The sequence below is a fragment of the Halobellus sp. GM3 genome (assembly GCF_052545375.1).
On the sequence record NZ_JBQWLT010000011.1, the window covers coordinates 65772 to 88459 of the forward strand.

Annotated in this window: 23 protein-coding genes; 8 read left to right on the forward strand and 15 right to left on the reverse strand. The window is 56.7% G+C overall.

Annotated elements, in window-relative coordinates:
- Window positions 1-5 precede the first annotated feature (5 nt).
- From ACT3HL_RS15305 to ACT3HL_RS15340, 8 genes are all read right to left on the reverse strand, one after another.
- Window positions 6-1067, reverse strand: coding sequence for a hypothetical protein (locus ACT3HL_RS15305; RefSeq protein ID WP_445087639.1), 1062 nt, complete (start codon window positions 1065-1067; stop codon window positions 6-8).
- Window positions 1068-1069: 2 nt separating this feature from the next.
- Window positions 1070-1927, reverse strand: a complete 858-nt coding sequence (locus tag ACT3HL_RS15310) for a hypothetical protein (RefSeq protein WP_445087640.1) — start codon at window positions 1925-1927, stop codon at window positions 1070-1072.
- Window positions 1924-3657, reverse strand: coding sequence for a hypothetical protein (locus ACT3HL_RS15315; RefSeq protein WP_445087641.1), 1734 nt, complete (start codon window positions 3655-3657; stop codon window positions 1924-1926). The genes ACT3HL_RS15310 and ACT3HL_RS15315 overlap by 4 nt, the downstream gene beginning before the upstream one ends.
- 27 nt (window positions 3658-3684) lie before the next feature.
- Entirely contained in the window at window positions 3685-4104 is a 420-nt protein-coding gene (locus tag ACT3HL_RS15320) for a hypothetical protein (protein WP_008580508.1), read from the reverse strand.
- Window positions 4105-4110: 6 nt separating this feature from the next.
- Window positions 4111-4389, reverse strand: coding sequence for a hypothetical protein (locus tag ACT3HL_RS15325; RefSeq protein ID WP_008580506.1), 279 nt, complete (start codon window positions 4387-4389; stop codon window positions 4111-4113).
- A gap of 208 nt (window positions 4390-4597) precedes the next feature.
- Window positions 4598-4780: an exodeoxyribonuclease VII small subunit gene (gene xseB, locus ACT3HL_RS15330; RefSeq protein WP_135822919.1), complete on the reverse strand. Its 183-nt coding sequence runs from the start codon at window positions 4778-4780 to the stop codon at window positions 4598-4600.
- Window positions 4781-4782: 2 nt separating this feature from the next.
- Entirely contained in the window at window positions 4783-5835 is a 1053-nt protein-coding gene (gene xseA / locus ACT3HL_RS15335) for an exodeoxyribonuclease VII large subunit (RefSeq protein ID WP_445087642.1), read from the reverse strand.
- Window positions 5836-5910: 75 nt separating this feature from the next.
- Entirely contained in the window at window positions 5911-6078 is a 168-nt protein-coding gene (locus tag ACT3HL_RS15340) for a DNA-binding protein (RefSeq protein ID WP_004048632.1), read from the reverse strand.
- Between the two features lie 136 nt (window positions 6079-6214).
- Between ACT3HL_RS15340 and ACT3HL_RS15345 the strand changes: the two genes are divergently transcribed.
- The 6 genes from ACT3HL_RS15345 (at window position 6215) to ACT3HL_RS15370 (ending at window position 13168) form a co-directional block, all read left to right on the forward strand.
- A complete protein-coding gene (locus tag ACT3HL_RS15345; RefSeq protein ID WP_445087656.1) occupies window positions 6215-6514 on the forward strand; it encodes a helix-turn-helix transcriptional regulator in 300 nt (99 codons plus the stop codon).
- A gap of 222 nt (window positions 6515-6736) precedes the next feature.
- A complete protein-coding gene (locus tag ACT3HL_RS15350) occupies window positions 6737-7600 on the forward strand; it encodes a hypothetical protein (protein ID WP_445087643.1) in 864 nt (287 codons plus the stop codon).
- 68 nt (window positions 7601-7668) lie between these two features.
- The gene (locus ACT3HL_RS15355) at window positions 7669-8892 is read left to right on the forward strand and encodes a competence protein CoiA (protein WP_445087644.1); all 1224 of its coding nucleotides are present in this window, start codon (window positions 7669-7671) and stop codon (window positions 8890-8892) included.
- 153 nt (window positions 8893-9045) lie between these two features.
- The gene (radA, locus tag ACT3HL_RS15360; protein WP_445087645.1) at window positions 9046-10035 is read left to right on the forward strand and encodes a DNA repair and recombination protein RadA; all 990 of its coding nucleotides are present in this window, start codon (window positions 9046-9048) and stop codon (window positions 10033-10035) included.
- 152 nt (window positions 10036-10187) lie between these two features.
- Window positions 10188-11108, forward strand: coding sequence for a metallophosphoesterase (locus tag ACT3HL_RS15365; protein ID WP_445087646.1), 921 nt, complete (start codon window positions 10188-10190; stop codon window positions 11106-11108).
- Window positions 11109-11179: 71 nt separating this feature from the next.
- Window positions 11180-13168 carry a hypothetical protein gene (locus ACT3HL_RS15370; RefSeq protein WP_445087647.1) on the forward strand — a complete coding sequence of 663 codons (1989 nt, stop codon included), beginning with the start codon at window positions 11180-11182 and terminating at the stop codon, window positions 13166-13168.
- Window positions 13169-13175: 7 nt separating this feature from the next.
- On the opposite strand, the gene ACT3HL_RS15375 is transcribed toward ACT3HL_RS15370, so the two are convergent.
- The 5 genes from ACT3HL_RS15375 to ACT3HL_RS15395 form a co-directional block, all read right to left on the reverse strand.
- Complete coding sequence (locus ACT3HL_RS15375; RefSeq protein WP_445087648.1) at window positions 13176-14402, reverse strand: phage integrase SAM-like domain-containing protein; 1227 nt, start codon at window positions 14400-14402, stop codon at window positions 13176-13178.
- Between the two features lie 271 nt (window positions 14403-14673).
- Window positions 14674-15081 (reverse strand): hypothetical protein, encoded by a 408-nt coding sequence (locus ACT3HL_RS15380; RefSeq protein ID WP_445087649.1) that lies wholly within the window; start codon window positions 15079-15081, stop codon window positions 14674-14676.
- Window positions 15078-15896 (reverse strand): ParA family protein, encoded by an 819-nt coding sequence (locus ACT3HL_RS15385; RefSeq protein WP_095637937.1) that lies wholly within the window; start codon window positions 15894-15896, stop codon window positions 15078-15080. Before ACT3HL_RS15385 ends, ACT3HL_RS15380 begins: the two co-directional genes overlap by 4 nt.
- 395 nt (window positions 15897-16291) lie before the next feature.
- The gene (locus ACT3HL_RS15390; protein WP_445087650.1) at window positions 16292-18613 is read right to left on the reverse strand and encodes a GmrSD restriction endonuclease domain-containing protein; all 2322 of its coding nucleotides are present in this window, start codon (window positions 18611-18613) and stop codon (window positions 16292-16294) included.
- A gap of 183 nt (window positions 18614-18796) precedes the next feature.
- A complete protein-coding gene (locus tag ACT3HL_RS15395) occupies window positions 18797-19903 on the reverse strand; it encodes a hypothetical protein (protein WP_445087651.1) in 1107 nt (368 codons plus the stop codon).
- Window positions 19904-20011: 108 nt separating this feature from the next.
- Here ACT3HL_RS15395 and ACT3HL_RS15400 point away from each other — a divergent pair, with 108 nt between their 5' ends.
- Complete coding sequence (locus ACT3HL_RS15400) at window positions 20012-20917, forward strand: hypothetical protein (RefSeq protein ID WP_445087652.1); 906 nt, start codon at window positions 20012-20014, stop codon at window positions 20915-20917.
- Between the two features lie 43 nt (window positions 20918-20960).
- Here the strand turns inward: ACT3HL_RS15400 and ACT3HL_RS15405 are convergent, their stop codons facing one another.
- Entirely contained in the window at window positions 20961-21437 is a 477-nt protein-coding gene (locus ACT3HL_RS15405) for a hypothetical protein (protein ID WP_445087653.1), read from the reverse strand.
- A 126-nt stretch (window positions 21438-21563) separates the two neighbouring features.
- Here ACT3HL_RS15405 and ACT3HL_RS15410 point away from each other — a divergent pair, with 126 nt between their 5' ends.
- The gene (locus ACT3HL_RS15410) at window positions 21564-22238 is read left to right on the forward strand and encodes a hypothetical protein (protein WP_445087654.1); all 675 of its coding nucleotides are present in this window, start codon (window positions 21564-21566) and stop codon (window positions 22236-22238) included.
- 56 nt (window positions 22239-22294) lie between these two features.
- Here ACT3HL_RS15410 and ACT3HL_RS15415 read toward each other — a convergent pair.
- The coding region (locus ACT3HL_RS15415) for a hypothetical protein (protein ID WP_445087655.1) at window positions 22295-22688 on the reverse strand (394 nt) is incomplete at its 5' end.

Consider the following 22688-nt stretch of genomic DNA (forward strand, 5'->3'; position numbering starts at 1 on the left):
GGTTGTTAGTAGCTTCCAGGGTCGTTCTCGGTCCGCCGGTAGGACGGCGTCCCGCTGTCTTCGTCGCTATTCGCGCCCCGGGCTGCTGCTTTCTGCGCTACAGCGTGTCCCGCTGCGGCCTTCGGTCCCCACCGGGCCGCCGTCGTGGCGACGCCGGCGCCGCCGATGTAGGCTCCAGCGGCGACACCGCCGATGAGGGCCGCTCCTTTCGTCGCACCACCGAGAACCTTCGCCGTGAGTGGGGTCGCGTATTTGAACGTCTTCCAGGTTAGGTAGAGTGCGATCAGCGGGAGCGATGCCGCGACTAGATACCGCAAAAACGGACTACTCGGAGCGATGGCGTTCTGAGAGTACAGCAAGTCGTATCCTTTCAACACCACCGCTGCAGGCAGAGGTAGGACCGCTAACGGGACGAATTTCTTACTGAACCCCATCGCGATATCCGAGAGCACGGGGACGTTTCCGTAGGCCAGCGCGAACGCAATCGGCATACCATACACGTAGACGTAGAGCAAGACTTCGCGAATGTAGTAGAGTGCCTCCAAAGCCCACATTGAGAGCCCTCCAATCAGTGCGAATACGAGTGAAAGCCCAGGGTTTGTGATTGAAACTTCGAGCAAGTTGAGCATCGCATCGCCCAGAGAACCCAGACTCGGCATCAGGGCGATAGTGAACCCGTCCACTATGTAGAGTCCAAGAATACTGACCCAGTACCAGCTGATAATCAGAAACGCGCCGACCCAAGCTGTTTTCTTGGTGCGCCTGGCCTCGTATGCACTTCCAATATTGAATATACGGATCGTGTGACGCCCCTGAACACACATCACGAGGAGAAGCAGCGAGATCAACATGATCTCTCCACCGACAAGCGCGTCCTGAATTGACGGCCAAGGAGCATTGCTGGGCTCTCCGAAGACGAATGCCCCATCTGTCTCCGGCGTTGGTGTCCCGAACATCTCCTCGGTGAGGGTCTCATAGCCGGAACGCAGGCCATCCATGAAGAGGCCGACAATCCAATCGACGACCTCTTTGAATCCCTCAAGGACGACGTCGATTAGATCAACCATGGTTAAGCCTCACTGATGGAAATTTCGCAGTTATCGGGTTCTTGGGACGCTGAATATTGGATACGGTACGTTTTGGTGACTCGGTCCCCGCCAACTCGCGTCTCGAGTATTAGTTCAAACTCACCGGTCTTCGATTCCTCCGAACAGGACGTGCCTGCCCCAGGAACGAAGGCGAACGGCGAGCGTGAACTATAGAGCGTAATTTGTTCCCCGGGCGCGATAATGACCTGCTCGACCTCGGAGTCGGATTCCGGGTCGTAAATCCCGCTTACGTCTTCATCATCGACATAGTTCGTCCCCTCATCGTCGGACGGATAGGGGACATCACCGATGAAGAGCAATTTTGTAACCGCATCAGGGCCAGTCCCCTGGTTTTCGAGGGTGACGAAGGCCTCCTCTTCGATTTCGCTTTCTGGTCCATCCCACATCTCTTCAGGCTGGTTTCTACCGATGCCCATCTCGATGATCCCGAGGTTTGGCTGGACAGAATGCGAGCTTTCGCCGACTGTTTCCTCACCGCTGAGGGCTACTATTTCGTACTCGCCAGGAGCGTACGTTGTGCCGAGATCAAATGAGACTTGTTGGGAACCTGCAGCGACCTCCCGCTGTCCGAACAGTTCGCCGTCCGGTTGGATGAGGTTGATCTGGTCGAACTCCGAATCCGAATCGAACTGGACTATGAGTTCTGTTCCTTCAACAGTTACCTGCTGGAACACACCAGATTCATTTTCTGGACTTGAACTACCGTTAGGACCGGTGCTTCCGTTGCCATCCAGACAGCCGGCCATGCTCACGAGAGCGGCGCCGGTGACTGTTCGGAGGGCGGTCCGTCTACTAAGGTGGGGATTGTCCTGAGTCATGGTTTCTGTCCGAAGATGTCTTCTGGGCCGAGCATCCGCAGGAGGCGCTTGCCAGCGTAGAACATCACGAAGAACGGCAGGAGCTGCCAGCCGACCTCGAACACCAGCGCAAACCAGCCGTCGATCGTCCCAAGTGGGTGCCAGCGGGCCGTCGCGGTATCACTCACGTACGCCGGGTCGTGACCGAGCCACGAGCCCGGATGGTACCGAGCCGTGTAGATGCCCGGTTCGTTGATGGTCACGATCGCCACCCCGGAGGCGTTGGTCTCGACGCGCTGATCCGCGACCGTGATGTACCCGTTTCGGCTGGTGCCGCCGATTGGATACTGACGGCTATCGTCGAGCGCAATCGGCGCACCAGTTTGATTGTCCCGGAGTTCGACCCTGAGCGTCGCTTGCGACTGATTCTGTTGGATGACCTCGACAGTGAGATTGCTGCGGCGGAGCTGCCGCTCGGAGCCGGCATCCGGCTCGACGATTGACGCATTCACGCCCCGGACGATTCCCGCAACATGGAGCGCCTCTCGATCGACGTTCTCAGCTCGAACGGCGACGCCGTACGTCGTCGTGTACGACTGGTTGACGATGTCGATATTGATGTTCTCACCGATGGTGCCGACTGGTGACGGGCGGTCAGTCCCCCAGGTCTCGATGAGTTCCGGTCCGTCTCGAACCGGCTCGGCACGCGGTCCGATCCGCGAGGGATAGGCGTGGACGTACACCGGAATCGCGTCTGACTCGACGGTGGCGCTATCCGTGCGATTCGACCGGACGAGCGTGTCCCAGTTGGTGTTCCGAGCGGTGTAGAACCGCCAGATGCCACGGACCCGTGCCTCACCGTCCTCCGTGAGCGTGTACCCCTGCCACGGCCGCGACTGGAAGATGGCCACGCCGGCATCGCCGTTCGGATACTCGGCGTAGTAGGGGTACGCCGAGAGGTCGTAGATCTCGACGGCGATCGAATCGGAGACGTTGCGTGATTCCGTCCGATAGGTAACGTCGACGTCCGTTCGGTCACCCAGGTCGGTCCTGACGGTTTTCTTCAGCCGGACGCTAATCTCCGCTTCCAGCGTGAGATTCGCACTCCAGTCATCCTCGATCTGGTAGTCGAGGGCAGGCGTATGGGCTCCGTCACGCTCGGCGATGGTCTCGCCGTCCTTCTTCAACCGGACTTCTTCGATCTCGTGCTCCGTGAGCGACCACGAGATAGTCGTGTTGCCGGAGGAACTCCCGTTGGGGACGCGAACGCGGTAATCAACGAACCCGCGTATCGTCCCATTCGGCGCGATATAGAGTGGGGTTTCACCGGACTCGAGGTGGCCACGAGTAGAGGGCTGGACCGCGAAGATCGTCGCGTGAGCATCTTCGATGAAGACGCCCTCCTCGAGGTCCGCGTGCGGCGGATGCACGGACGTATCTGGGCCGGCGGCGTCGAGGTCCTCAAAGTCGTTCCGCGTCCACGTCACCGCGGTCGCGGGCGGCCGTTTGAACGTAACGTCCGTCCCGTTGGCGACCTGATGGACGGCGGAGCGGTCCTCGCCGTAGCGCTGGCGGTACTCCTCCTGGCTGATGTAGTTGTCCGCATCACGTGACCACAGCGTTGCCGACTCGTTTTCCGTGAGCCCGTTCCCCTCCGTACCTGGTCGTGGCGGGTCAGCGGCGACGATACCCGTGACTAGGCTCGTCGCGAGCAAGCCGGCCATGAGCACGGAGAGCTCTCGATGGTTCATAGGGCTCGCACCGGGACTGCGGGGTGGTTACCAGGGGACGAGGTCGACGCACTGCGCCAGCGGGAGGCCCATCATCGACCCGGCGACGGTGTACAGCGGGCCGAGCACGACGAGGACGACCGCGGACTTCATCGCCGACCGCTTGTGGCGCTTGAGGCCCTTCTTCTGCTCGGGATTGAGGGTGAACATCTCGATGAGGGAGTCAGCCTGCCAGACGATGGCGAGGCCGACGATCCCCAGCGCGGTGGTCAGCTGGAAGAACCCCTCAATCATGCTCGGGAGATTGTCTGCGCTACAGACCGCGTTACTCTGGGCGGCGACCGGCTGGACAGCGAACAGGCTCAGGAGGACGACGGTGAGCGCTGCCTGCCGAGGGATCTTCCCGGTCAGCGGTGATTGGTTTTCGACGCTAGGCTCAGGGTCGGAGGGAGTCTGGTCCTGTGACATAGCGAGTCAATCATCTGTGGCGTCTCCAGCTGGTGGCTGGTTCTGTTGCTCTTCGACGAGCGACTGGAGGTCGTCGAATCGGTTGGTGTCTTCTGCGATCTCGTCGAGCGTGTAGCCCTGCTCGCGGGCCCGTTCGAGGAGGTCGCGGAGTTCATCGGGGTCAACACCGCGGACTTCCATTTCCTCGCGGAGGGCGCGGCGATAGAGGGCGGAGGCGTTGATGTGGTCGTTCCACATCAGGTACAGGTCATCGATGTCTTCGATGGTGACTGACCTCGTAATCATACATGCGGGTATGGGTATGCACCGGTTGAGTCCCGGTACATATGGGCGCGGTAGTTGGATGATACCTAAATGCTTTCTGGCCAGCAATAACTGCAAATTTGTTGGGTAAATTATAACCAAATTACTTGTTGGTCTCGTAGAAAAGGCTTAACCAACACCTGCCGAGTGCGGTGGGGAGTCTGTTGGTTAAAGCTGAGAATCAGCTCGCTTACTCGAGCTCCACAACTTCGCCGCTCCCCTCGTCGAGGATCTCTCGCACTTCGGCCAAGAGTTCCTCCCCTTCCTCGTGGAGGGCTGTACCTTCATCGAGATCGCATTCGTCCGCGTCGAGCTGTTCAATGATCTCCTCGACGCGACTCAGTCGATCGTGGATTTCGGAGTCGTTTGCCACGGTTAGATCACCCCCAGCCAAAGTCCGGTGATGACCAACAACAGCAACAGCAGCACTACGATGGCGACCTTGTAGTAAATCGGTGGGAGGCCCTCGGGTGCGGTCGCTTCATCGACTGCTTCGGCGAGCTCCTGTTCGTGTTCGTGGTCCTGCTGAAAGGTCTCGTACGCGGCGTCGAGCTGTTGCTCCAGCGGCTCGATCTCACTCGCAAGGAACTCTTGGCGGGAATTCACGATATACTCGCCGGCGGCGGTCGGCGTGATCGTCGCGACGTCCGCCACCTGATCCGCGATGAGCCGGTCATGGGTGTGTCCAATCGCGGTGGCCACCGGGGTATTCGCGGTGAAAATCGCCTCCGCAACCCGCTCGGTGTTGAAGGCTTGGAGGTTCGAATCGCTCCCACCGCCCCGACCGACGATGATGGCGTCGACGTCCTCCGAGCGGTCGAGGTGGTGGATGCCGTTCGCGATGGACGTCGGCGCCTCCGACCCTTGGACGGTCGCGTCCTTCACCAGGATGTCGACGGTGGGGTCCTGTCCGTGGATCGCGTTCTGGATGTCGTACCGGGCGTCTCCTCGAAGGGACGTGACGACGCCGACCCGCTCCGGGAACGCCGGCGGGCGCTGTTTCTGCTCGCCGTCGAACCAGCCACGCTCTTCGAGTTCGCTTCGTAGTCGCTCGACGGCAGCTGCCTGGTCGCCGTCGCCGACGACAATCACCTCCCACGGTTTGAGGTCGATTTTCCCACCTTCGACCCAGTAGTCGATATCGCCCTCGAGGATGACTTCGGTCCCGTCCTCGAGGTCGGCGTCCATCTCCCGGTAACGGTTCGCCCAGATCATACAGGGGAGTTCGGCGTCGCCGTCGGTGAGCGTGAAGTAGAGCGCCGTACTGTTCTTGTGGAGGTCAGTGACCTCCCCGATACAGCGGACGCCGTTGAGGGCAGGCGTGTCCTGGACGATCGACGCAATCCGATCGTTCAGCTGGGACACGCTAAGGACCTCTCTCGCATCGGGTTCGACCGCCTGCCGTTCGGTATCCGGTGCGTCCGCCATCTCCGTTTCCTAACTTCTGAACAGGAACCTCAAAAAGCTACGTTCGAGTGTCGGGGTTGGCTGCGTTACGCAGGCCTACAGGTCGCGCGGCTGGACCGTCTTCCGGTCGTTGGCCTCGGCACGCTCTGCGGCATCGTCGAGCAGTTCGGCGACCTCTTCGTTGAGAGCGTCGTAGAAATCTGCCGAAACGTTGTGGTCCGAGAGTGCATCCTTCACGGCTGCTTTGACGATTAGGTCAGACATTCCATCGCGGACTTCTCTTGTCCACCATATAAAGGTTCGAAGTTCTCACGCCGGGTTCTCACCTCGTCGTATCGAATATTGGCATTTGAGCACCAGAGAGAACATATGCCACCCCTCAAAAATAGGGAACGGACGGATGCACGATCTAACTGGGTTCCAGCGGGACATCTTGTACGTGATCGCCGGGCTCGAGGAACCGCACGGGCTCGCAGTAAAGGACGAACTCGACGACTACTACGAACAGGAGATCAACCACGGCCGGCTCTACCCGAATCTCGACGACCTCGTCGAGAAAGGGCTCCTCAAGAAAGGCGAACTCGACAAGCGGACCAATCTGTACTCGCTAACGCAACGAGGCTCCCGCGAAATTGAGGCACGTCGAGAGTGGGAAGACAAATATATCGAATCTACAGAAGAAGTCGCTACGCCGACCTAGATGCCATTTATCGCACAGTCTTCTACAGATGAGGAGGGAGGAACAGTTCTTCCTGAAGAGGTAGAGGACGGTACTGACGTCGTGTGTCCAGCCTGTGGGGGAACGATGCGACCACGGGGCCCATTTGATGATGGCCGCGCCCGCCATTTCTATCACGTTACTGCGGGCTCAGGGGATTCGACGGCCAATTGCTCCGGAGGAGAGTCGGATCCGCATCGAAAGATGAAATCCCTCGCAGTATCGGCGTTGCGGCAGCGATTTGACCAATATATCCGTTGCGGACCCGAGGTTACCGTCGACGTCCCCGATACGCCAACGCTTACTGATTCTCGCCGGGCAGATGCCCTCGTCGAATTTCCCGCTGATGACGAAAACGACTACCTTGGGCGTGGATTGATCGTTGAGGTACAATACGCGAACGAAGACAAAGACCTCGACGCGGTCACGCACGACTATCTCTCGGCCGGATATAGCGTCTACTGGGCCAGCCCTGACGATTTTACGAACGACCGATTCCGTATTGAGGAGATGGTCGTCGCATTCGACAAACGGGCTGAGGCCGCCTTCGCAGCTTCGTGGGCAGACCCTCCAGAGGTAGATCCACCTGAGGAGTATCTCGAGCGGTTCGTGAACGCTGATTCCCTAACATTCTCCGACCCGAATCCGGACTGTGATCATACCTGGAAATACGGAGGGAGTGACCTCCACGACCGGGATTTCTGTAAACACTGTCGGCTTGAGCGCTGGAAAGAGAGAGCTGTTGATGCCTATATCTTTGATGAGTCGACCATCAAGACGAGCTCAGATCTTGCTGACAGAGCTGCTCAAGCAGCGTTTGAACAGCGAGAAAAGGAGGAGAAGAAAGAAGACCATCAACACGTCTGGGAGCCGCGAGGAGAGAACCGCTATCGGTGCCGGTGTGGGGCCCGTCTCAAAGAGCACAACGGAGAGGAGGTCATCTCAAATGATCCGTTCGAGGACTTCTCTGAGATGACGACCACGGACCCCCAGTACTGCGATCACATTTGGGAACGTGAGGACGGCTGCATGAAGTGTATCTCCTGCGGACTTGAGGACCCGCTCTAACCTGTTCCGTCTTGTACTGGCCTACAGCTGGGAGAGATTATTTGCTTACCGAGATGTTCTTTGCCGGTATGCCCTTCCGCGGTCGTCGTGACGGTCGCCCGGTCGTCCCCGCTATTGTCGACGATGGAGAAGAAGTCACCTGTCCAGTATGCGGCGGGACGATGTACCCGCGATCGGCGCCGGGCAAGTCTCGACACTTCTACCACGTATCAGACGACGCCGGCCAGCGCTGCTCGAATGGCGGCGAGTCAGAGACCCACGAACGCGCAGTCGCCCGTGTTGAGGTCGCTCTGCACCAGCAATTCGGAGAAAACGCCCGCATCGAGACGGAGGTGGACGTCGACGTGGCCGAGGTGCCGACACCTGTGACCGAACGCCGGGCCGACGCACTCGCGACCTTTGACGATTGGAACCCTTATTTCGGGGAAGGCCTCGCCGTTGAGGTACAGCACAGTCACGAGGACAAGGACGTCCATCAGGTGACGCATGACTACTTGGCCGCTGGGTACTCGGTCGTCTGGATACGCGCGGCAACAGTCCTTCTCGATACGTTCAACTACGATACGATCGGTGCCGAATTTGAGCAAGACGACGGTTCTGGATACGCCCAACGAACGAGCAAAGCGAGCCGATTTACGAACTGCCAAGCGCTCCTCTACGACGGCGAACATGCGTGGGAGCGCGTGCCGCCCTATGCCCATCCCCGCGGACAGGATGACCTGATTACGTACGATATCTGTACTGCCCAGGGTTGCGAGCTACGCCGGCTTCACGAACCCGACGGGAGTTACACCTACACCGCGAGCGACGAGCACGGCCCCGACTTTCCCCTGAAAGCACTCAAGAACGCGATTATCCGTGAGTACGACCGAGACCCGTTCTGGAAGTGGGCAGGAAGCCAGTACCATTCCGCACAGGTGGAGAAACTGCTTGCGACACGACCTGAGATAGAGCGCTGTCGGGGGCCGAAGGGGTTTCACGAATGGGGGCGGCGAGAAACGCTCTGGACGAACCATTCCGACCAGCCGTTAATCGAACTCCGCGAGTGTATGTACTGTCCCGTTCGGCTAGTGACGAATCATCGAGGGCGGTCAGGACACAGTACATTCTGTCTCTACGGTCGAGAGCCTGATCTCGACTGGGACGACGTGTATTTCCAAGCCAGCCCTCCCGAGTGTGATCACTATCTCTACGACGAGGATGCGATCGAAGATTACTGCCCCAAGTGCGGTGCGACGATGGAGTCCCCCAATACAACTCTCCGCGACCACACAAGCTGGATTCCACCATAAATTGGGGATCAGTCACTCCGCCCGGCCCACAGGCCTAGTCCAGTACGTGGGAAGACAACCCATCAAACAATCCGAGTGGTCAATATCGTCGATAGCACCCCGGAAATCCAGGGGCGTCATCGGATTTATGACGACAGCGTTTCGAGAGAACCTATGTCCAGCGATGACCTCCAGGACCTCCCGAAAGTAGGACCAAGCAGAGAAACGGATCTCAAGGAGGCCGGATTCGAGACAATGCAGTCCCTTGCGGTCTCATCACCAGGGGAACTCTCTTCTATTATCGACGTGGGTGAGAGCACAGCGTCGGACATCATCAACGGTGCCCGTGAGGCTGCTGATATCGGAGGATTTGATTCAGGAGCCGCTGTCCTTGACCGTCCCAGCATTAAAAAGCTGGAAACGGGCCACAGTGGAGTTGATCGGCTTCTAGGTGGAGGTATTGAAACACAGGCGATTACAGAGTTCTATGGCAACGAAAACAGTGGGCGGACCACGATGGCCCACCAGCTCTGCGTCCAGTCACTTCTCCCCGACAACGCAGGCGGTCTCGGAGGGGACTCAGCCTACATCGACACGCGAGGGAAGTTCGATCCGGACAGAGTTACAGAGATCATCGAGGGGCTCGACACGGATCGGCGAGAAGCTCTGGGCGCCCGGTTTGAGATTCCACCTGGTGACGTAGAGAATCTCGCTGAAAAGGCCCTCAATCATATCCACATCGAGCGGCCAACGACCACTAATGAGCAACTGCTCACAACGGAGGAGCTCTCCAATCTGGCAGATAGGGTTGAATCAGCCGGGTCAGAGTTGCGATTGGTGATTGTCGACTCACTAACTATTAATTTCCGTGCAGAATATCAGGGGAGAGGCGAGCTTGCCGAGCGTCAACAAAAGCTAAACTCGTATCTCCACGACTTGCGGCGGTTCGGTGATATGAAGAACGCTGCCGTGGTGGTTACGAACGCGACTAATTCCTCAGGAGAATCCTACGGAGGAGCAATCGTCGACCACTCGGTTCCGTTCCGCCTCCAGATCCAGAAGACCTCGGGCGAGAAGCGTCGTATCAAGCTCGTCGATGCACCGAACCTCAAGCATGGGGAAGTAGGGGCCTACATCGAACAAGGGCAATTCACCCCGGAGTAATTTGCTAGAGGTAGATTGTGGCTCGCTCGAAACAGCACGATCAGCTGAATCGGAGTATGGGGTTCGATTGAACGTACCGCTGATTCGGATCACAGACGGACAGATCGATACTCCAACGGTGGTATTTTCGTAGCTGCGTATCACTTCCAAGTATGACCCATCAGCGGATTCTCGCCTGTGGCGACAATCACGGGGATACAGAATCACTCGAGAAACTTGTTGAGGCCACCGAAGGTGAGGAATTCGACTTCATCATCCATACAGGCGACATCACGAACGCCTACAAGACTGATCTCGAGACAGGGGTCGACCAACTCCAGGCTGTGGAACCGTATTTCGAGACATTAGCGGAACGCGGAACTCTCGTCTACATCTACGGAAACAGAGATAAGGAACGGGCCTTCGGCGGATCACCGACACACGTCTCAGAAGAATACGAACTGAGTGTCGGTCATCGTCTCCAGGCTGGCGGTGAACTAACGGTCGATGGACAGCGGTTTACAGCGGACCCAGCCGATGCTGGCCCCGAAGATATCCTCCTCACTCACGGCATCTCTCAGGAGGCATTCTTCCAATCATCGGCAAACGCCTACTTTTGCGGTGATACACACCGAGCACGGCAGTTCAAAACCGCACTCAATACCGGATATCTACACAACGATAAGGGGTTCAACGGCGCCTACTTCACCGCCACCCTCGACGATGAATTGGAGGTAGCCGTTCACGGACTCGACGAACAGTGGAAGGGGTTTGTCTGCCCGGATCACCAGTGGTACGGCCGGCAGTTCACTCCTGAAAAGTTCGGCTGCGGCCTCTGTAAATTTGGCCCCACCCGCCAATTCATGGGTATGGCTTCACTTGCGTTCCGAGAAACAGCTGACGGCGAGACATCGAACGCAACTGCGTCTGTACGGGAATTAGTCTCGGCAGCAAGAGAGATATTTATTGACTCAGACCAGCTCGCCGAGCAGTTCGAACAGTATCTCAACGAACTAGCAGCACGCGAAACCGCTGGGCCAACGGACCCGCTTGCACCAGTAGACGACGATACGAACCGACTAAGAACGCTGTGAAGGCGTAGAGGATCCAATTGGGACAGGTCAGTAGCCCGATTTTATAACTCCTGACCGTCTTTTCCGGCCTAATGTCAGAATCACCCTATCCAGGGGGTTTCCATATGCGAGGGTGGAACATCGAGATTACTGACACCCAGTCTCAAAATGTGCTCGAGGCGTGGCTACACCTCCTCGATAATCAAGATTCGTACACCAACGAACGAATCGACCTCCTTGATGCTATTGATGAGCTGAAACCGGCTGTTAGAGACGAAGACTCGGGAAATATTGAAAAATTCCAGGAGGATTTGAAGGAGGTACTTGAGGGTGCCTCCATTTCCCTCTTCGAACCTGTGCGGTCAGCAATCAACCCAGTGCTTGTTGATTTCGCTAATGTCGAAACCAGTCGAGACGAGATCCAGGATCTCCTCTGGGAGAATACTGAGATCGATCTTGACGGACTCCGTCAAGATGCCGCTGACGCAGATATCGAAGTGAATGCAGGGCAATTCAAGGGCCGAATCGGAGATGTCGTTGCAGAGGAAGCTGATGAGATTGCCTCCTCCTCGTACGATTTCGAAGCACTACTAGAGGGACTCGAAACAGCACAGGAATACCTCGAATCGCAGTCGTTCATCCAGCGCTATCGGGATGCTCATTCCAGGGTTCTGGAGGACTATCTCGAAGGAAAATCACCAGCGACCGATTTTCTATTGCGTGAAACGATAGAGCGCTTGTTCGCGGAGCTGTACGTGGACGAATGGCGGGAGGATGGGCTGGAAAAAGCGATCAAATCGTTTGCTAAGGAGGAGTCATTAGCAGCCCGAACCAGCGATCTGAAAGAGATTCTCCGAGGTGAAGAGCCTGAAACGGTTTGCTATGTCCCAATCGAGAATGTCCAGTTAGGGGGGATGACACCGTTAGAGGTCGGGGAAATGGATCTCTATGAACCATCTTCAGACGATTGTGACATCTTTGACCGGCTTCACGAGAGCACAGCAATCTTCGAAGATCAGCTTCGAGAGAACTCAGACATTATTGCGGAACTCAAAGTACGACTCCCGATTAGCTCAGTCGGACGGCGACGAGTAGAAGCAGAGATAAATCGGGTGATTGATGTTCTGAACTTCGGGAAAACTCGAAATCTCATCGAAATGCCGTTTGATGGCCGGTATACAATTCTCTGTGAAACGGGGGACGGTGAGGTGATTGACTTCCACAGATCACTCTCATCGAGATTTGACGCCGATTTTATGCATACTGATTCCCCCGAGACAGTCACAAAACGGATCGACCTCTTCGACCGCTATTTACAGGGTACTCCGGAAACAGAACTCGAGAAGGCGATTGACAAGAGTGTTCGATGGTATGGGTATGCTGCCCAGAGTACTCACCCTGAAGAGCGATTCCTGAAGTACGTGATCGCGCTTGAATCACTTCTTGTGAAAGATATTACTGAGAGCAAGGCCAATACGATTGCTCACCGGGCTGTACAAATCCTCCAGGTTCACGAGGACTACCGCGGGTGGGAGTACACAATCTTCGACGAGATGTACGCTATACGAAGCCGAATCGTACATCAGGGTGTTCGGAATCTACCTGAGTTCGAATACCAGCTGGATCGGCTTCGGCAGCGGACCCGACAGGTAATCTCCGCAGTCACCTACCGTGTAGATGACTGCAACTCTATCGACGAAGTCGTCGAAACGATTCAAGCCGAGGAGGAGCAATTAAAGCAGGAGAAGACCGACAGGTCACCGATCGCAGTTGGGGAGTCTTTCGAGACAGAAGCGACATTGCAAACCCCTGACGGACGTACGATTGGCACTGTCGAGTTAGAAGCCGAGTTCTATGATGATGGACGATACGTGTACTATGAAGGAGAGATTCACTCGTTAGAACACGGTGACCAAGCGAAGATTCAGGGGACAGACGATTACGAACTTTCCTTTGAACTTGATGGGACCGAGTACGTCGGCTTGGACGTGAGCTTCCCCGAGAATTCGGCGTTTGAATTAGTGGTGGACCCCACCTATCCATTCAAAATCCGGTGGTACGATATCCAAGAATCCGATTAACGTACCCTCATCGGTCGATTTCTTCCAGAGCTTCCGTGGCGACATCGCCCAATTCCCCGGCCTCAATATGTGAGTAGCGCTCTCGGACCATCTCTTCGGAGTTATCGAGATACCGGGCTGCCACCGTGTACCCAAACGCACGGACAAGTACCTCCCCCATCCCACGTCGACCACCGTGTGGAGCAAGATAATCGTGTTTCGGATGGTCGATGTCGATATCTGAGGTCTCCGAGAGCCGTTGGAGAATCGACCGTGCGCCGTCCGTCGTGATCGACGGCGGCCGAATGTCCTCATCGAGCGCCAGCAGCAGGTCGCGAGCGTACTCCGCTCGGCGTTCAGCGATTGCTTCTGGGCGTTCCCCTCGTTCGGCTAGCTCTTCCCGGACGAGCTCTGCGAGCGTCCGTTGGTCGAACGTCGGAAACACCGGCCAGCGCTCCGTCGGCGGATCCATCAGCTGGCGATAGCTCCGGAGCGGCGAGATCACCGGGTCGGGAAGACTGGCGGCGTCCCACTGCTGTTTCTTCCGGTAGACGTCCATACTCCCGTCGTCAAGGGAGATGTCCTCCCAGCGAACACCGCGTCGGCGCGGGTCATTCGGGTCCCGGAGGAGTTCGCCGACGCGGACGGCGGTGTACGCGAGGACGAACACCAGCGCCCGGTCACGAGCCGCCTTCAGCGCCGCGTAGCGTCTTCGCTGCTTGTCGAGGGGGTCAGTATCCTCCGGAAGTATCGTGTACGCCTCGACGGCGTCGCGGGCCCGTTCGTCGACGTGGCGGGTGAGGGCGTGGCGCTGTTCAGACGTCCAGGCCTGCTGGTCGCCGGGCTTGCGGCCGTCGTCCTCCGGCAGCGGCGCCATCGCACTGGCCCGCTGCGCGTAATGCGCCTCGAGATATCCCTCGTTGACGCACCAGCCACACCAGGCAGAGATATAGCGGTAATAGGTTTGTACTGTGTTCTGCTTGAGTCCCCGATCTCCACCGAGATGTCGGGCGTACTCCCGGAACACGCGTTCGTCGAGATCGTCGAAGGTCGGCTCGCGGTCGACGTCGTCGGGGACGATCCCGGTCCAGTCGTCGGCGCCGCGGTCGCCGGCGGCCCACTCGGCGAACCGTTCGAGCTCGCGTGCAGCGTTACGTCGATAGTTCCCACCGTCGCCGCCGCGGCCTTTCCCCTTGTCTTGGAGGTAGCGCTCGAAGCTATCGTCGAGCGGCGTCGAAGGCGCTCGGTCAGGCATTCACCGGCCCTCCACCGTCCTGCGGGCCCGGTCTCGGTGCCTCTACCCCGGGGGAAGCGCCGTCGTGAGGCGATTGCAGCATTCGTGCTTCACCGACGGCGGCGGGGTACTTCAAAGTGGTCGTGATTACCGAGATAATCAGGACCACATTCTGTATTCGGCCCATCGGGAGAATTCGAGGAACTGAAGTCTCTTAGCGCCGGAATTCCGTACTACAGGAAAATGTATATCGTATATCGCTATACAAAATCTCGGTCCGTTCTGCGCGAGGTCATTCGTCTCCGAGTTCCGAAAGCCGAGCCTGAATTTCCTCAGAATCCGCATCAGAAAGCGCCTCAATACCGAACTGGACGAGTAGCGGGTAGAAGTGACGGTTCTTCTTGAACTCGTCCTGGCCCGCCTTGCGGAGCTTCAGCTGGGATTCGAGGTAAGTGTCCTCCATCTCGTCGAGGACATCGTCGGGAATGTAGATCGTCCGCCCGTTCCACTCGTCCTTGATGTTCGTCTTCGTTTTGCTCGTTTCGTTCGTTTCACTCGTTGAAGTCGATTCGGTCGTTTCGGTCGATGAACTGGTTTCCACCGTTTCACTCACCTCGCTCGTTTCGCTGGAATCAGCCTCGTCGTCCTCCTCTTCGTAGTTGCCCTCGATGCCGGAAGCATCACCCCAGCCGTCGGTCATGCTTCCACCTCCTCAGGCGCAGTCTTCTCAAACGTCTCGTCGAAAAGGTCCGCGATCTCGTTGAACAAATCGCGTGCATCCTCGACGCGCTGGTTCTCCTTGCCGAAGCCGAAGACGGACACACCCTCGCCAATCGACTGAGAGAGGTCGGTCCGCTTCGGGATCTCGAACACTGGGAGGGAGTACGCCGACTTGATCTCCTCGATAGTGTCACGGTGCTCGGCGTTCTGCTCGACACGGTTACAGACGATGGCGAGCCGATTGATGTCTCCGTACGCCTGTTCGAGGGAGCTCAGCTGCTTCGCGAAAATCTGGAGGCTGTTGGCGTTGAGCTTCTCGGGAATGACGGGGATGACGACGTTGCCGGTCGCGACCAGGGCGTTGTCGGTGAGGACGTTCAGGGATGGCGGCGTGTCGACGATGATGTAGTCGTAGTCCTTGTCGAGCTCGTCGAGAGTCATCTCCAACCGCTCGCGACTCTTCGGCGCCTCAAGCAGCGTCTGGATGTTCTTGTTGTTCGCGAGTTTCTCGCTGGCGGGAAGGATGTCGAATTCCTCGTGCTCGACGATGATGTCGTTCACCGACTCCATCTGGTCGAAGTCGAGGACGTCGAACAGCGTCGTACGGTCGGTATCGTAGTACAGATCGTTGTAGCCAAGCGAGCAGGTGAGCCCTCCGTGGTAGTCGATGTCGACCAGGAGGACGTCGTGGCCTCGGGCAGCGAGTGCGCCGCCAGTATGAATGACGTCGGTTGTCTTCCCCGCGCCTCCCTTCTGATTCGCCACCGTGATTCGTGCGGTGTTGGTGTCGGTCATTATCTTCGTTTCTCTCGTTGTGTTCGTTTCGTTCGTTTTTCTCGTTTAGTTCGGTGCGTTCGGTGAGGGTGTTTCACTCGGTGAGAGGATTACTACGATGTTAAAACCAACTGTTCGTTTCGCTCGTGGAACTAATTGCGTTCATTTCTATCACTCAATTCGTTCCGTTCGTTTTGTTCGTTTCTGCTAAAGGCCAACCAGAGACAAACCAGTTCGTTTGGAGAATTCAATTCATCAATCTCGTTTACTTCATTCCATTCATTCTATTCATTTCGTTCGTTCCTTTCGTTACGGCAAAGGAGGTCGACACCTTCTGTGAGGATGGCGAAGCTGGATAGGATAGTCAGCTGAGAAGGCTTCAACAGGTACTCGCAAAACCGACTTCTCAGAGGGGGTTAAAGCGATCGGACGGACAGACGTTTCTCAAACTCTTGGTCCGTCTTCTCTCGAATTTCGTGGCGTACCTCATCTTGGTCGGATTCAATCCCGAACTCGTCCTCAAACGAATCGAACCCAAGTGTCGACAGAATATCCAAGAGGAGCTCGATTCGTCGATCCTGCAGAGTCTCGTAGGTCCAGAAGGAGTTGAAATACGCCACTACATCGGCGTCCACATTCGAAACATCACCGCCATCGTGCTGCTCACGGAGTTTGTCGAGGGAGTCGCGATCGACGTTGCCGTATTCGGCCGTGAAATACCGATTGGGGTAGATACTGGCGAAACCGTCGATCTCGGAGTAGTACTGCGTCATCTTCTCGGCGAGTGGCCGATTACTCGCCCCGATATTATCGGTGTCACGGAGCAGGAGGAAGTTCCCGATATCGTCGATGAACCCCTGCGTGATGAACTCCGAGATATTGTCTTTCAGTCGCTCCTCCTCTTCGTCGAGATCAGAGCGCTGCACCAGCTCAATATAGCGTTCGATCTCTGACGCGATCTCGATGTCCGGCTCCGAGTCGAGTTTGAAAAACTCCCGAAGCCACGTCGGGTCTTCCGGGTCGCTGACGGGAGTCTGCGGGAGGACGTGTTCGAGATGGATGTTCCCCATGTTCAGGTCTCGCTCGACGGCACGACTACTGTCGTCGAAGTGATCCTGGGCGATCTTCCCGAAGAGCAGTCGCGCCGTTCCGGTACTCCAGGACTGCGTCTGAACGACCGTATCGACGAACCGGTCGCCGAACAGCGTCGGCGTAGAGGAACGCATCTCGGTGATGAGGTACTCTCGAGAAGCCTCGTATACACTATCTGGAGTGGCGTCGGCAGTTGGTGCGAGGTTGAACTCCTCGACGGCCTTGATGAAGACCTCGCGGAAAATACTCGGTCGTTCAGAGATGAGGAGGCGTCGCAGGTTGAGTTTCTCGATGGTCTCCAATACGCGGTAGAACTGTGCAGCATCCCGTTCCGATTCAGGATTGGTGTGATAGTAGAGCGCCAGGACGAATGGCCGCCACTGGTCCATCTGTTGGTTATTGAGGCGAACAAGGATTTCCCGACACTGCTCTCGGTGACTGGCTAACTCAAGATCGTCAGCGGCGAGCTCCGTGGTTGTGATATCTTGGTAGTAGTCGACGAGGTCGTGCGCGTAGTCGAGGAAGGCTTTTGCTTCATCGAGATTCCGAAGGCGCGGGACGACATCCGAGTCGATGTTCCGAGTATCGAAAGCGTTGGTCAATTCGGCGCTGGCGTCACCAATCCTGTCGATGCCATCGTCGACGATACTCAGATAGATCGAGAGGTAGTCATCGATGGCGTCACCGTCGGTCGCGAACGCCACCACGATGTCCTCCCACTTGTCTACGTACTCGTCTTTCACGTCGGTATCGAAGAACGCGTTCACGACCGCCGCCCGGATACGGTCGATCTTCGTCAGATCGACGCCGCGGTCGTTCAAAATCTCGAAGATCTGCATCCGGAAATCCGACTCCGCCTCTCGAATCAGGTACTCCCCGACGTGGTAGGAGTTGTAGACGTAGTTGAGGATGTTCACGAGCGCTCGCACCGTCTCGTCCGGTGTCTCGGCGTCGGCAACGACGCTGCTGATCTTCTCGTCGTAGAACTCGTAGGCCTTCAACAACCGCCGATGCGAGCGGTACAGTTTGAAGAACGCCCCTGAGGAAAGCGAGTCAGTATCTAAGTCCGCGAGTTCATCGTCCGTGGTGCCGAACCGGTCCAGACATTCCGAGACTTGCACTGCGTCGCTGTTGTTCCCGTGAATGCTGAAGTCGGCTTCATTCTTGAGATAGTCCACCTGGGCGGATGGCCCCATCATGAGGGCTTTGAAAAATTCAGCGTCGTGTTTGTTCAGCGTGAGCCGGGGCTCACGTTTGCCGAACATCTCCTCCACATAGAGGATATCGGTGATTCGCCCGATCCCGTAGTCCCGAAACTCCGCCAGAGTATCGTCCTCGATAGAAGCTGGGTCGACGTCCTCGAGGTGCTCCATAAGGACGCGCAACAGCAGGTGCGTCGTCGTCAGCCGTTGTTGGCCGTCGATGACCTCGTACACCTGTTTGTCGTCGTTGACCGCGAAGTACATCGAGCTGAAGAACACGTCCGACACTTCGCGTCGGTCAGCGACCAGGTCGGCATTCACGAACTGCTCGATGTCCGACCAATACTGTTCGTGGTGGATGTTCTTCCACGAGTACAGTCGCTGGTACTCTGGTACGTTGAACTTCTGATCGGTGAGAACCTCCCCCAGAGTCCGTTTCTCCATCTCGAAATTCTCGGCCGTAATCGGCCGAACTACTTTCCCATCACCGACATTCCGGGTATCGAGATCTCTGCCATCGTAGTCGATGTACTTATCATACAAATCGTCAGCCTCGTCCGACATTATTGACTGCTGTTTGTAGTCCGTCCATTTACCGTTGTGGGCGGGTTTCCGGGCCGAGTCAGGTCACCCCAGAAGGTTAGCCAGTTCGTGGAGACTCTCTTTGAGATTACGCTGGAACTCGGTAGAGACGGTAATGAACTCGCCATCGTCGCTGTGTTCCTTGTACTTTCCCAACGATAGAGCGAGCTCCCCGCTTGGGGTTGCAACGAGCTTGAAGATAACCGAAGTGCTCTGTAAGCCGGTTTCCAGCCACGCCTTTTCGATATCTGCCCATTCGCCAGCGGAGGTATCTGCTGAATCAACCTCGTAAGCCAAGCTGTGAACCTTCCCCCGATTCCGGGAGTGCTCAGTCTGAACTGGAGCGAGAACGTGTTCAGTACCGCGGACCTGCTTCCCGAGCTGAAGCATCGTCCGCCCGTCAGGCGTCTCGGTGAGTTTGAACCACTTCTGGTACGGGTCATACGAGGCACTCAACCACCAGAATCCGAGATCGTTCCAGTCCGATTGCCCTCCCTGATCGAACTTCCCGTACTCCCATGCTCGACGAAGACCCTCGCTGTGTTCAGCTAGATATTCTCGCGGGAGGACGACGTCTATCGAGGGATTGGCTGGCTTTGGTTGTCGGAGCCAGTGGATGACGCCGTGATACCCGTCGCTGAAGTCGTGTTGGACCGCGTGAGGCCAGGTCGGGAGAATGCCAGAGAGATCGACGTTGAATCCGGAGAAGTCCTCTTCTGCCAACCAGAGGATGCTGTACCCTGCAGCGAGATACTCAGCGGTTACTGCGTCGATATCCTTGTCCTCGTGTTTGTGCTGTACTTCGACGCCGATGCCACGGCCCTCAGGGAACTGAGGCTGTGGAAACTCAACGAGAATATCGGCACGCCGGTCACCCAGCTGCTGTTCTAGTCCTATTGTAGCGTCGGGATACTCGGTCGTGAGCTTCGAATACGCGATCGACTTCATCCGCAAATGAGGTGGAGATTCACCGCCACAGTCCGTCTCCTCTTCAGCAGCGTGGTAGAAATGCCGCGCGACGAACGATCCCTTCCGGCGATGGGAGTCGCGAATTTTCAATTGATCGCCGCACTTCGGGCACTCGAGGAGATCCCCTTTCTGTACCTGATTCGGGATGACCTCGGTACCGTCGTGGAGGGCCAAGAACGGCATACTAGTTGTCGCAGTTTAGCAGTCCACCTATAGAATAATACCCCTGTTGTGCCCCTCGCTTGAGAAGTACATCTATTTAATCCGAGAGTCAGTCAGCCATCAGTAAGAATGGTGTCAGTCTCACTTCTCGAATTTGCCAGCACCAATCGACCCATCTACTTCAAACCAGAAACCGACATAGAGGTATTTGACGATGACGAGGAAGAGTGGAATCCGCTGTTCAAATCCTCATACTCCCTCTCAGCACTCATTGAAGCGCTCAAAGCGAACAGAATAGAAGCTAGGAACGTCCGCTTCGAGGACTCGGTCGCCCAGGAGTATCTTCACCACCTCAAGGAAACAGGGATTGATGACCAGCTGCATCACGAGGACCTAATGAATCGTGACCGGCTCGTGGCGTTTGCTGACGCAGGATACACAACGGTCGACGACTTCCTGGGGACAGCGGATCCGATTGATATCTCAAAAGATACCGGTGTGGACCGCGATGTCGTCTCCAGTATCGCGACGAACCATCTCGATGGCTTCTCGTCGGGGAGTGCATTCGGTGATACAGGCCCGCTACAGCAACTGAATCCAAAGGACTCGTTCACTGGATGGGACCTCGTGGAGGCGTCCTCAAACCGGATTCGATGGGTTTCGGCCGGGCGATTCAACCTTACCATCAGTCCGGCGCCGGATGGGAGTACTACAATCGCGTGCAACGCACCAGAAGCAGAGCGGAACGCCTGGTATCGAAAAGGCCGTTCAATCGAAGCGGGACCTGATGAGTCGTTAACCCCCGAGGAAGCCCTTGAACAGTCTCACGCGTGGTTGAAAGCGCATCAGCTGGAATACGAGGACGATCTCGCCGAACTCCCCCGAATTGGGGCGGCGACCAAGGATTATCTAGCGCTCGAATACGGGATCACATCGCGAGAGGAACTCCGAACATTTGCAGAGGACCAACCCAATGAGTTCGACGACATCTTTGGCTCTCCTGGAAGTGACCTCAGAGAAGCACTAGAACGGTAACCCGGCCACCGCACACCCTTCCGCCGCCTATCGAGAGCAGATGTCACAAGAGAGACGCAGCAATCTGGAGCAAGAAGCCGAATAAGAGGAGAGAACTGCCAGCCCGAAGATACCACTCGCGGGCCCGCTGTTCAAGCTGGTGAACGTGGCGTTCGATATACCGATCGACGAGTGTTCGAGAAATTCGTCCGTCGCGAGCGTGAATAGAATCCCCATCGGTGTGATATCGAACTTCGACAGCGTCGGGCTCGTCCTCCAGGCTTACGACGACGATCTCCTTTATCGGGCCATGTACCTCGACTCGCCCGTCGAGTGCCTCACACACGGCCTCAAATCCAGAATCATCCGAGGTCAGTATCCCTTCGCTCAGGAGAGTTACCCGGCCCTGTTCGATTTGTTGGATTTCATCCTCAGGTGTTTTGTATGCCCGAAATTGTTCGAACTCAGGAAGGACAACCATCAGGGCACCAGCAGCATCCAGGCCCAAGCCTACGGTAGCAAGCGTTTCTATCCCGACCATTTGGTGAGGATGGTCGTTGCCCGAAGTTCGTTTTACCGGAACTGATTCAAATTATTGGCGGGCCCTTGAGGAGTCTGCTATGAGTTTCCATACGGATTTTATAATCGCCCTCGAAACACCGCGAGTATGTATATCGCTTCGTTGACGGAGCCTGGAAACCGACACCATAATCGGACAAATCATCTGGTGTTCGTCTTGCTAAACGCCGAGTCACACGGACTAACGCGGATTCAGCCGGAACCTTATACCTGCGAGTGCGGTGAAACGTTGACTGCCGAGGTACTCGACAAAGGGGATGAGTCGAAGTCATCCTGGCCGAACTGCAAATCATGGCGTGATGGTGGTCGAAAGAAGTGCCCCGCCTGTGACGAATATCCCTCCATCGGTCGCGATCAGCACATCCGCGCACGAGGGTACGAACCGACACCGAAAGACGACATCAAGAACGTCACACAACATCAGCGGGAAGAAGCACTCGAAGAACACGATGGGCAGTGCATCGCGTGCAGTAACGACGCGGAGTATGTGAAACGGATGGTACCGCCGAGGTACGGCGGCTCTCGGGAGCTGAAAAACCTCGCCCCGCTCTGCGATCATCACTACGAAGATTTTGGCCACATGTTTGCCGACCTACTTCAGCCGGCGGAATGGTACCAGATTCATAGCATTTCGTGGCGTGAGGTAGCCGAATCGATGCGAGACCAGTATGCCGACCAAGGAGCTGGCTCCTTCGTCGAGACGTTGGACGAACTTCTTGATCGCGGGCAGCCTGAGAACCCCTATCCATATATTGATGGCTGAGGTCTTCTATCTGGGCTAAAGCATTAGTGCAGTAGTTCTACTCTGGAAGGACAGTATCACCCCCCGAGAACTTCATCAACGGATGGAACCAATTCAGACTGATAGCCAGCAGACGTAAGGAACTCCTGGATGTGCTCATACTCCTGCTCTCCTTCTGGAGAGTTTGACAGGAGTAGTTCTTCGATCACCTGCTCTCCGTCATCGCAAAGAGCTACAGATTGGGCGAGAGGAGTGTCCTCAAGTGGATCTCGTCGCTCATTAATCAGGATCGGCTGCCACCCGCCCTGATACTGGTATCGGTAGAGGGTGATAGTGCGGACGGTATCTTCGTCGACGAAAAAGCTCGTTTGCTCGCGTTCGCTTGCAACCGCGATCTTCCCGCTGTCGAGATCCGCAGCAAAGTCCTCGAAATTGTGGAACTCAGCAGGAACCGGCCCATCGACGACGTGA

Excerpts from the sequence above, each read along its gene's own strand:
- ACT3HL_RS15345 (WP_445087656.1), top strand. The coding sequence starts at position 6,215 with ATGCACGATCTAACTGGGTTCCAGCGGGACATCTTGTACGTGATCGCC.
- ACT3HL_RS15405 (WP_445087653.1), bottom strand. The coding sequence starts at position 21,437 with ATGGTCGGGATAGAAACGCTTGCTACCGTAGGCTTGGGCCTGGATGCT.
- ACT3HL_RS15380 (WP_445087649.1), bottom strand. The coding sequence starts at position 15,081 with ATGACCGACGGCTGGGGTGATGCTTCCGGCATCGAGGGCAACTACGAA.
- ACT3HL_RS15325 (WP_008580506.1), bottom strand. The coding sequence starts at position 4,389 with ATGATTACGAGGTCAGTCACCATCGAAGACATCGATGACCTGTACCTG.
- ACT3HL_RS15390 (WP_445087650.1), bottom strand. The coding sequence starts at position 18,613 with ATGGAGAAACGGACTCTGGGGGAGGTTCTCACCGATCAGAAGTTCAAC.
- ACT3HL_RS15305 (WP_445087639.1), bottom strand. The coding sequence starts at position 1,067 with ATGGTTGATCTAATCGACGTCGTCCTTGAGGGATTCAAAGAGGTCGTC.
- radA (WP_445087645.1), top strand. The coding sequence starts at position 9,046 with ATGTCCAGCGATGACCTCCAGGACCTCCCGAAAGTAGGACCAAGCAGA.
- ACT3HL_RS15365 (WP_445087646.1), top strand. The coding sequence starts at position 10,188 with ATGACCCATCAGCGGATTCTCGCCTGTGGCGACAATCACGGGGATACA.
- ACT3HL_RS15315 (WP_445087641.1), bottom strand. The coding sequence starts at position 3,657 with ATGAACCATCGAGAGCTCTCCGTGCTCATGGCCGGCTTGCTCGCGACG.
- xseA (WP_445087642.1), bottom strand. The coding sequence starts at position 5,835 with ATGGCGGACGCACCGGATACCGAACGGCAGGCGGTCGAACCCGATGCG.
- ACT3HL_RS15310 (WP_445087640.1), bottom strand. The coding sequence starts at position 1,927 with ATGACTCAGGACAATCCCCACCTTAGTAGACGGACCGCCCTCCGAACA.
- ACT3HL_RS15375 (WP_445087648.1), bottom strand. The coding sequence starts at position 14,402 with ATGCCTGACCGAGCGCCTTCGACGCCGCTCGACGATAGCTTCGAGCGC.
- ACT3HL_RS15385 (WP_095637937.1), bottom strand. The coding sequence starts at position 15,896 with ATGACCGACACCAACACCGCACGAATCACGGTGGCGAATCAGAAGGGA.
- ACT3HL_RS15320 (WP_008580508.1), bottom strand. The coding sequence starts at position 4,104 with ATGTCACAGGACCAGACTCCCTCCGACCCTGAGCCTAGCGTCGAAAAC.
- ACT3HL_RS15355 (WP_445087644.1), top strand. The coding sequence starts at position 7,669 with ATGCCCTTCCGCGGTCGTCGTGACGGTCGCCCGGTCGTCCCCGCTATT.
- ACT3HL_RS15400 (WP_445087652.1), top strand. The coding sequence starts at position 20,012 with ATGGTGTCAGTCTCACTTCTCGAATTTGCCAGCACCAATCGACCCATC.
- ACT3HL_RS15395 (WP_445087651.1), bottom strand. The coding sequence starts at position 19,903 with ATGCCGTTCTTGGCCCTCCACGACGGTACCGAGGTCATCCCGAATCAG.
- ACT3HL_RS15350 (WP_445087643.1), top strand. The coding sequence starts at position 6,737 with ATGAAATCCCTCGCAGTATCGGCGTTGCGGCAGCGATTTGACCAATAT.
- ACT3HL_RS15340 (WP_004048632.1), bottom strand. The coding sequence starts at position 6,078 with ATGTCTGACCTAATCGTCAAAGCAGCCGTGAAGGATGCACTCTCGGAC.
- ACT3HL_RS15410 (WP_445087654.1), top strand. The coding sequence starts at position 21,564 with ATGTATATCGCTTCGTTGACGGAGCCTGGAAACCGACACCATAATCGG.
- ACT3HL_RS15370 (WP_445087647.1), top strand. The coding sequence starts at position 11,180 with ATGTCAGAATCACCCTATCCAGGGGGTTTCCATATGCGAGGGTGGAAC.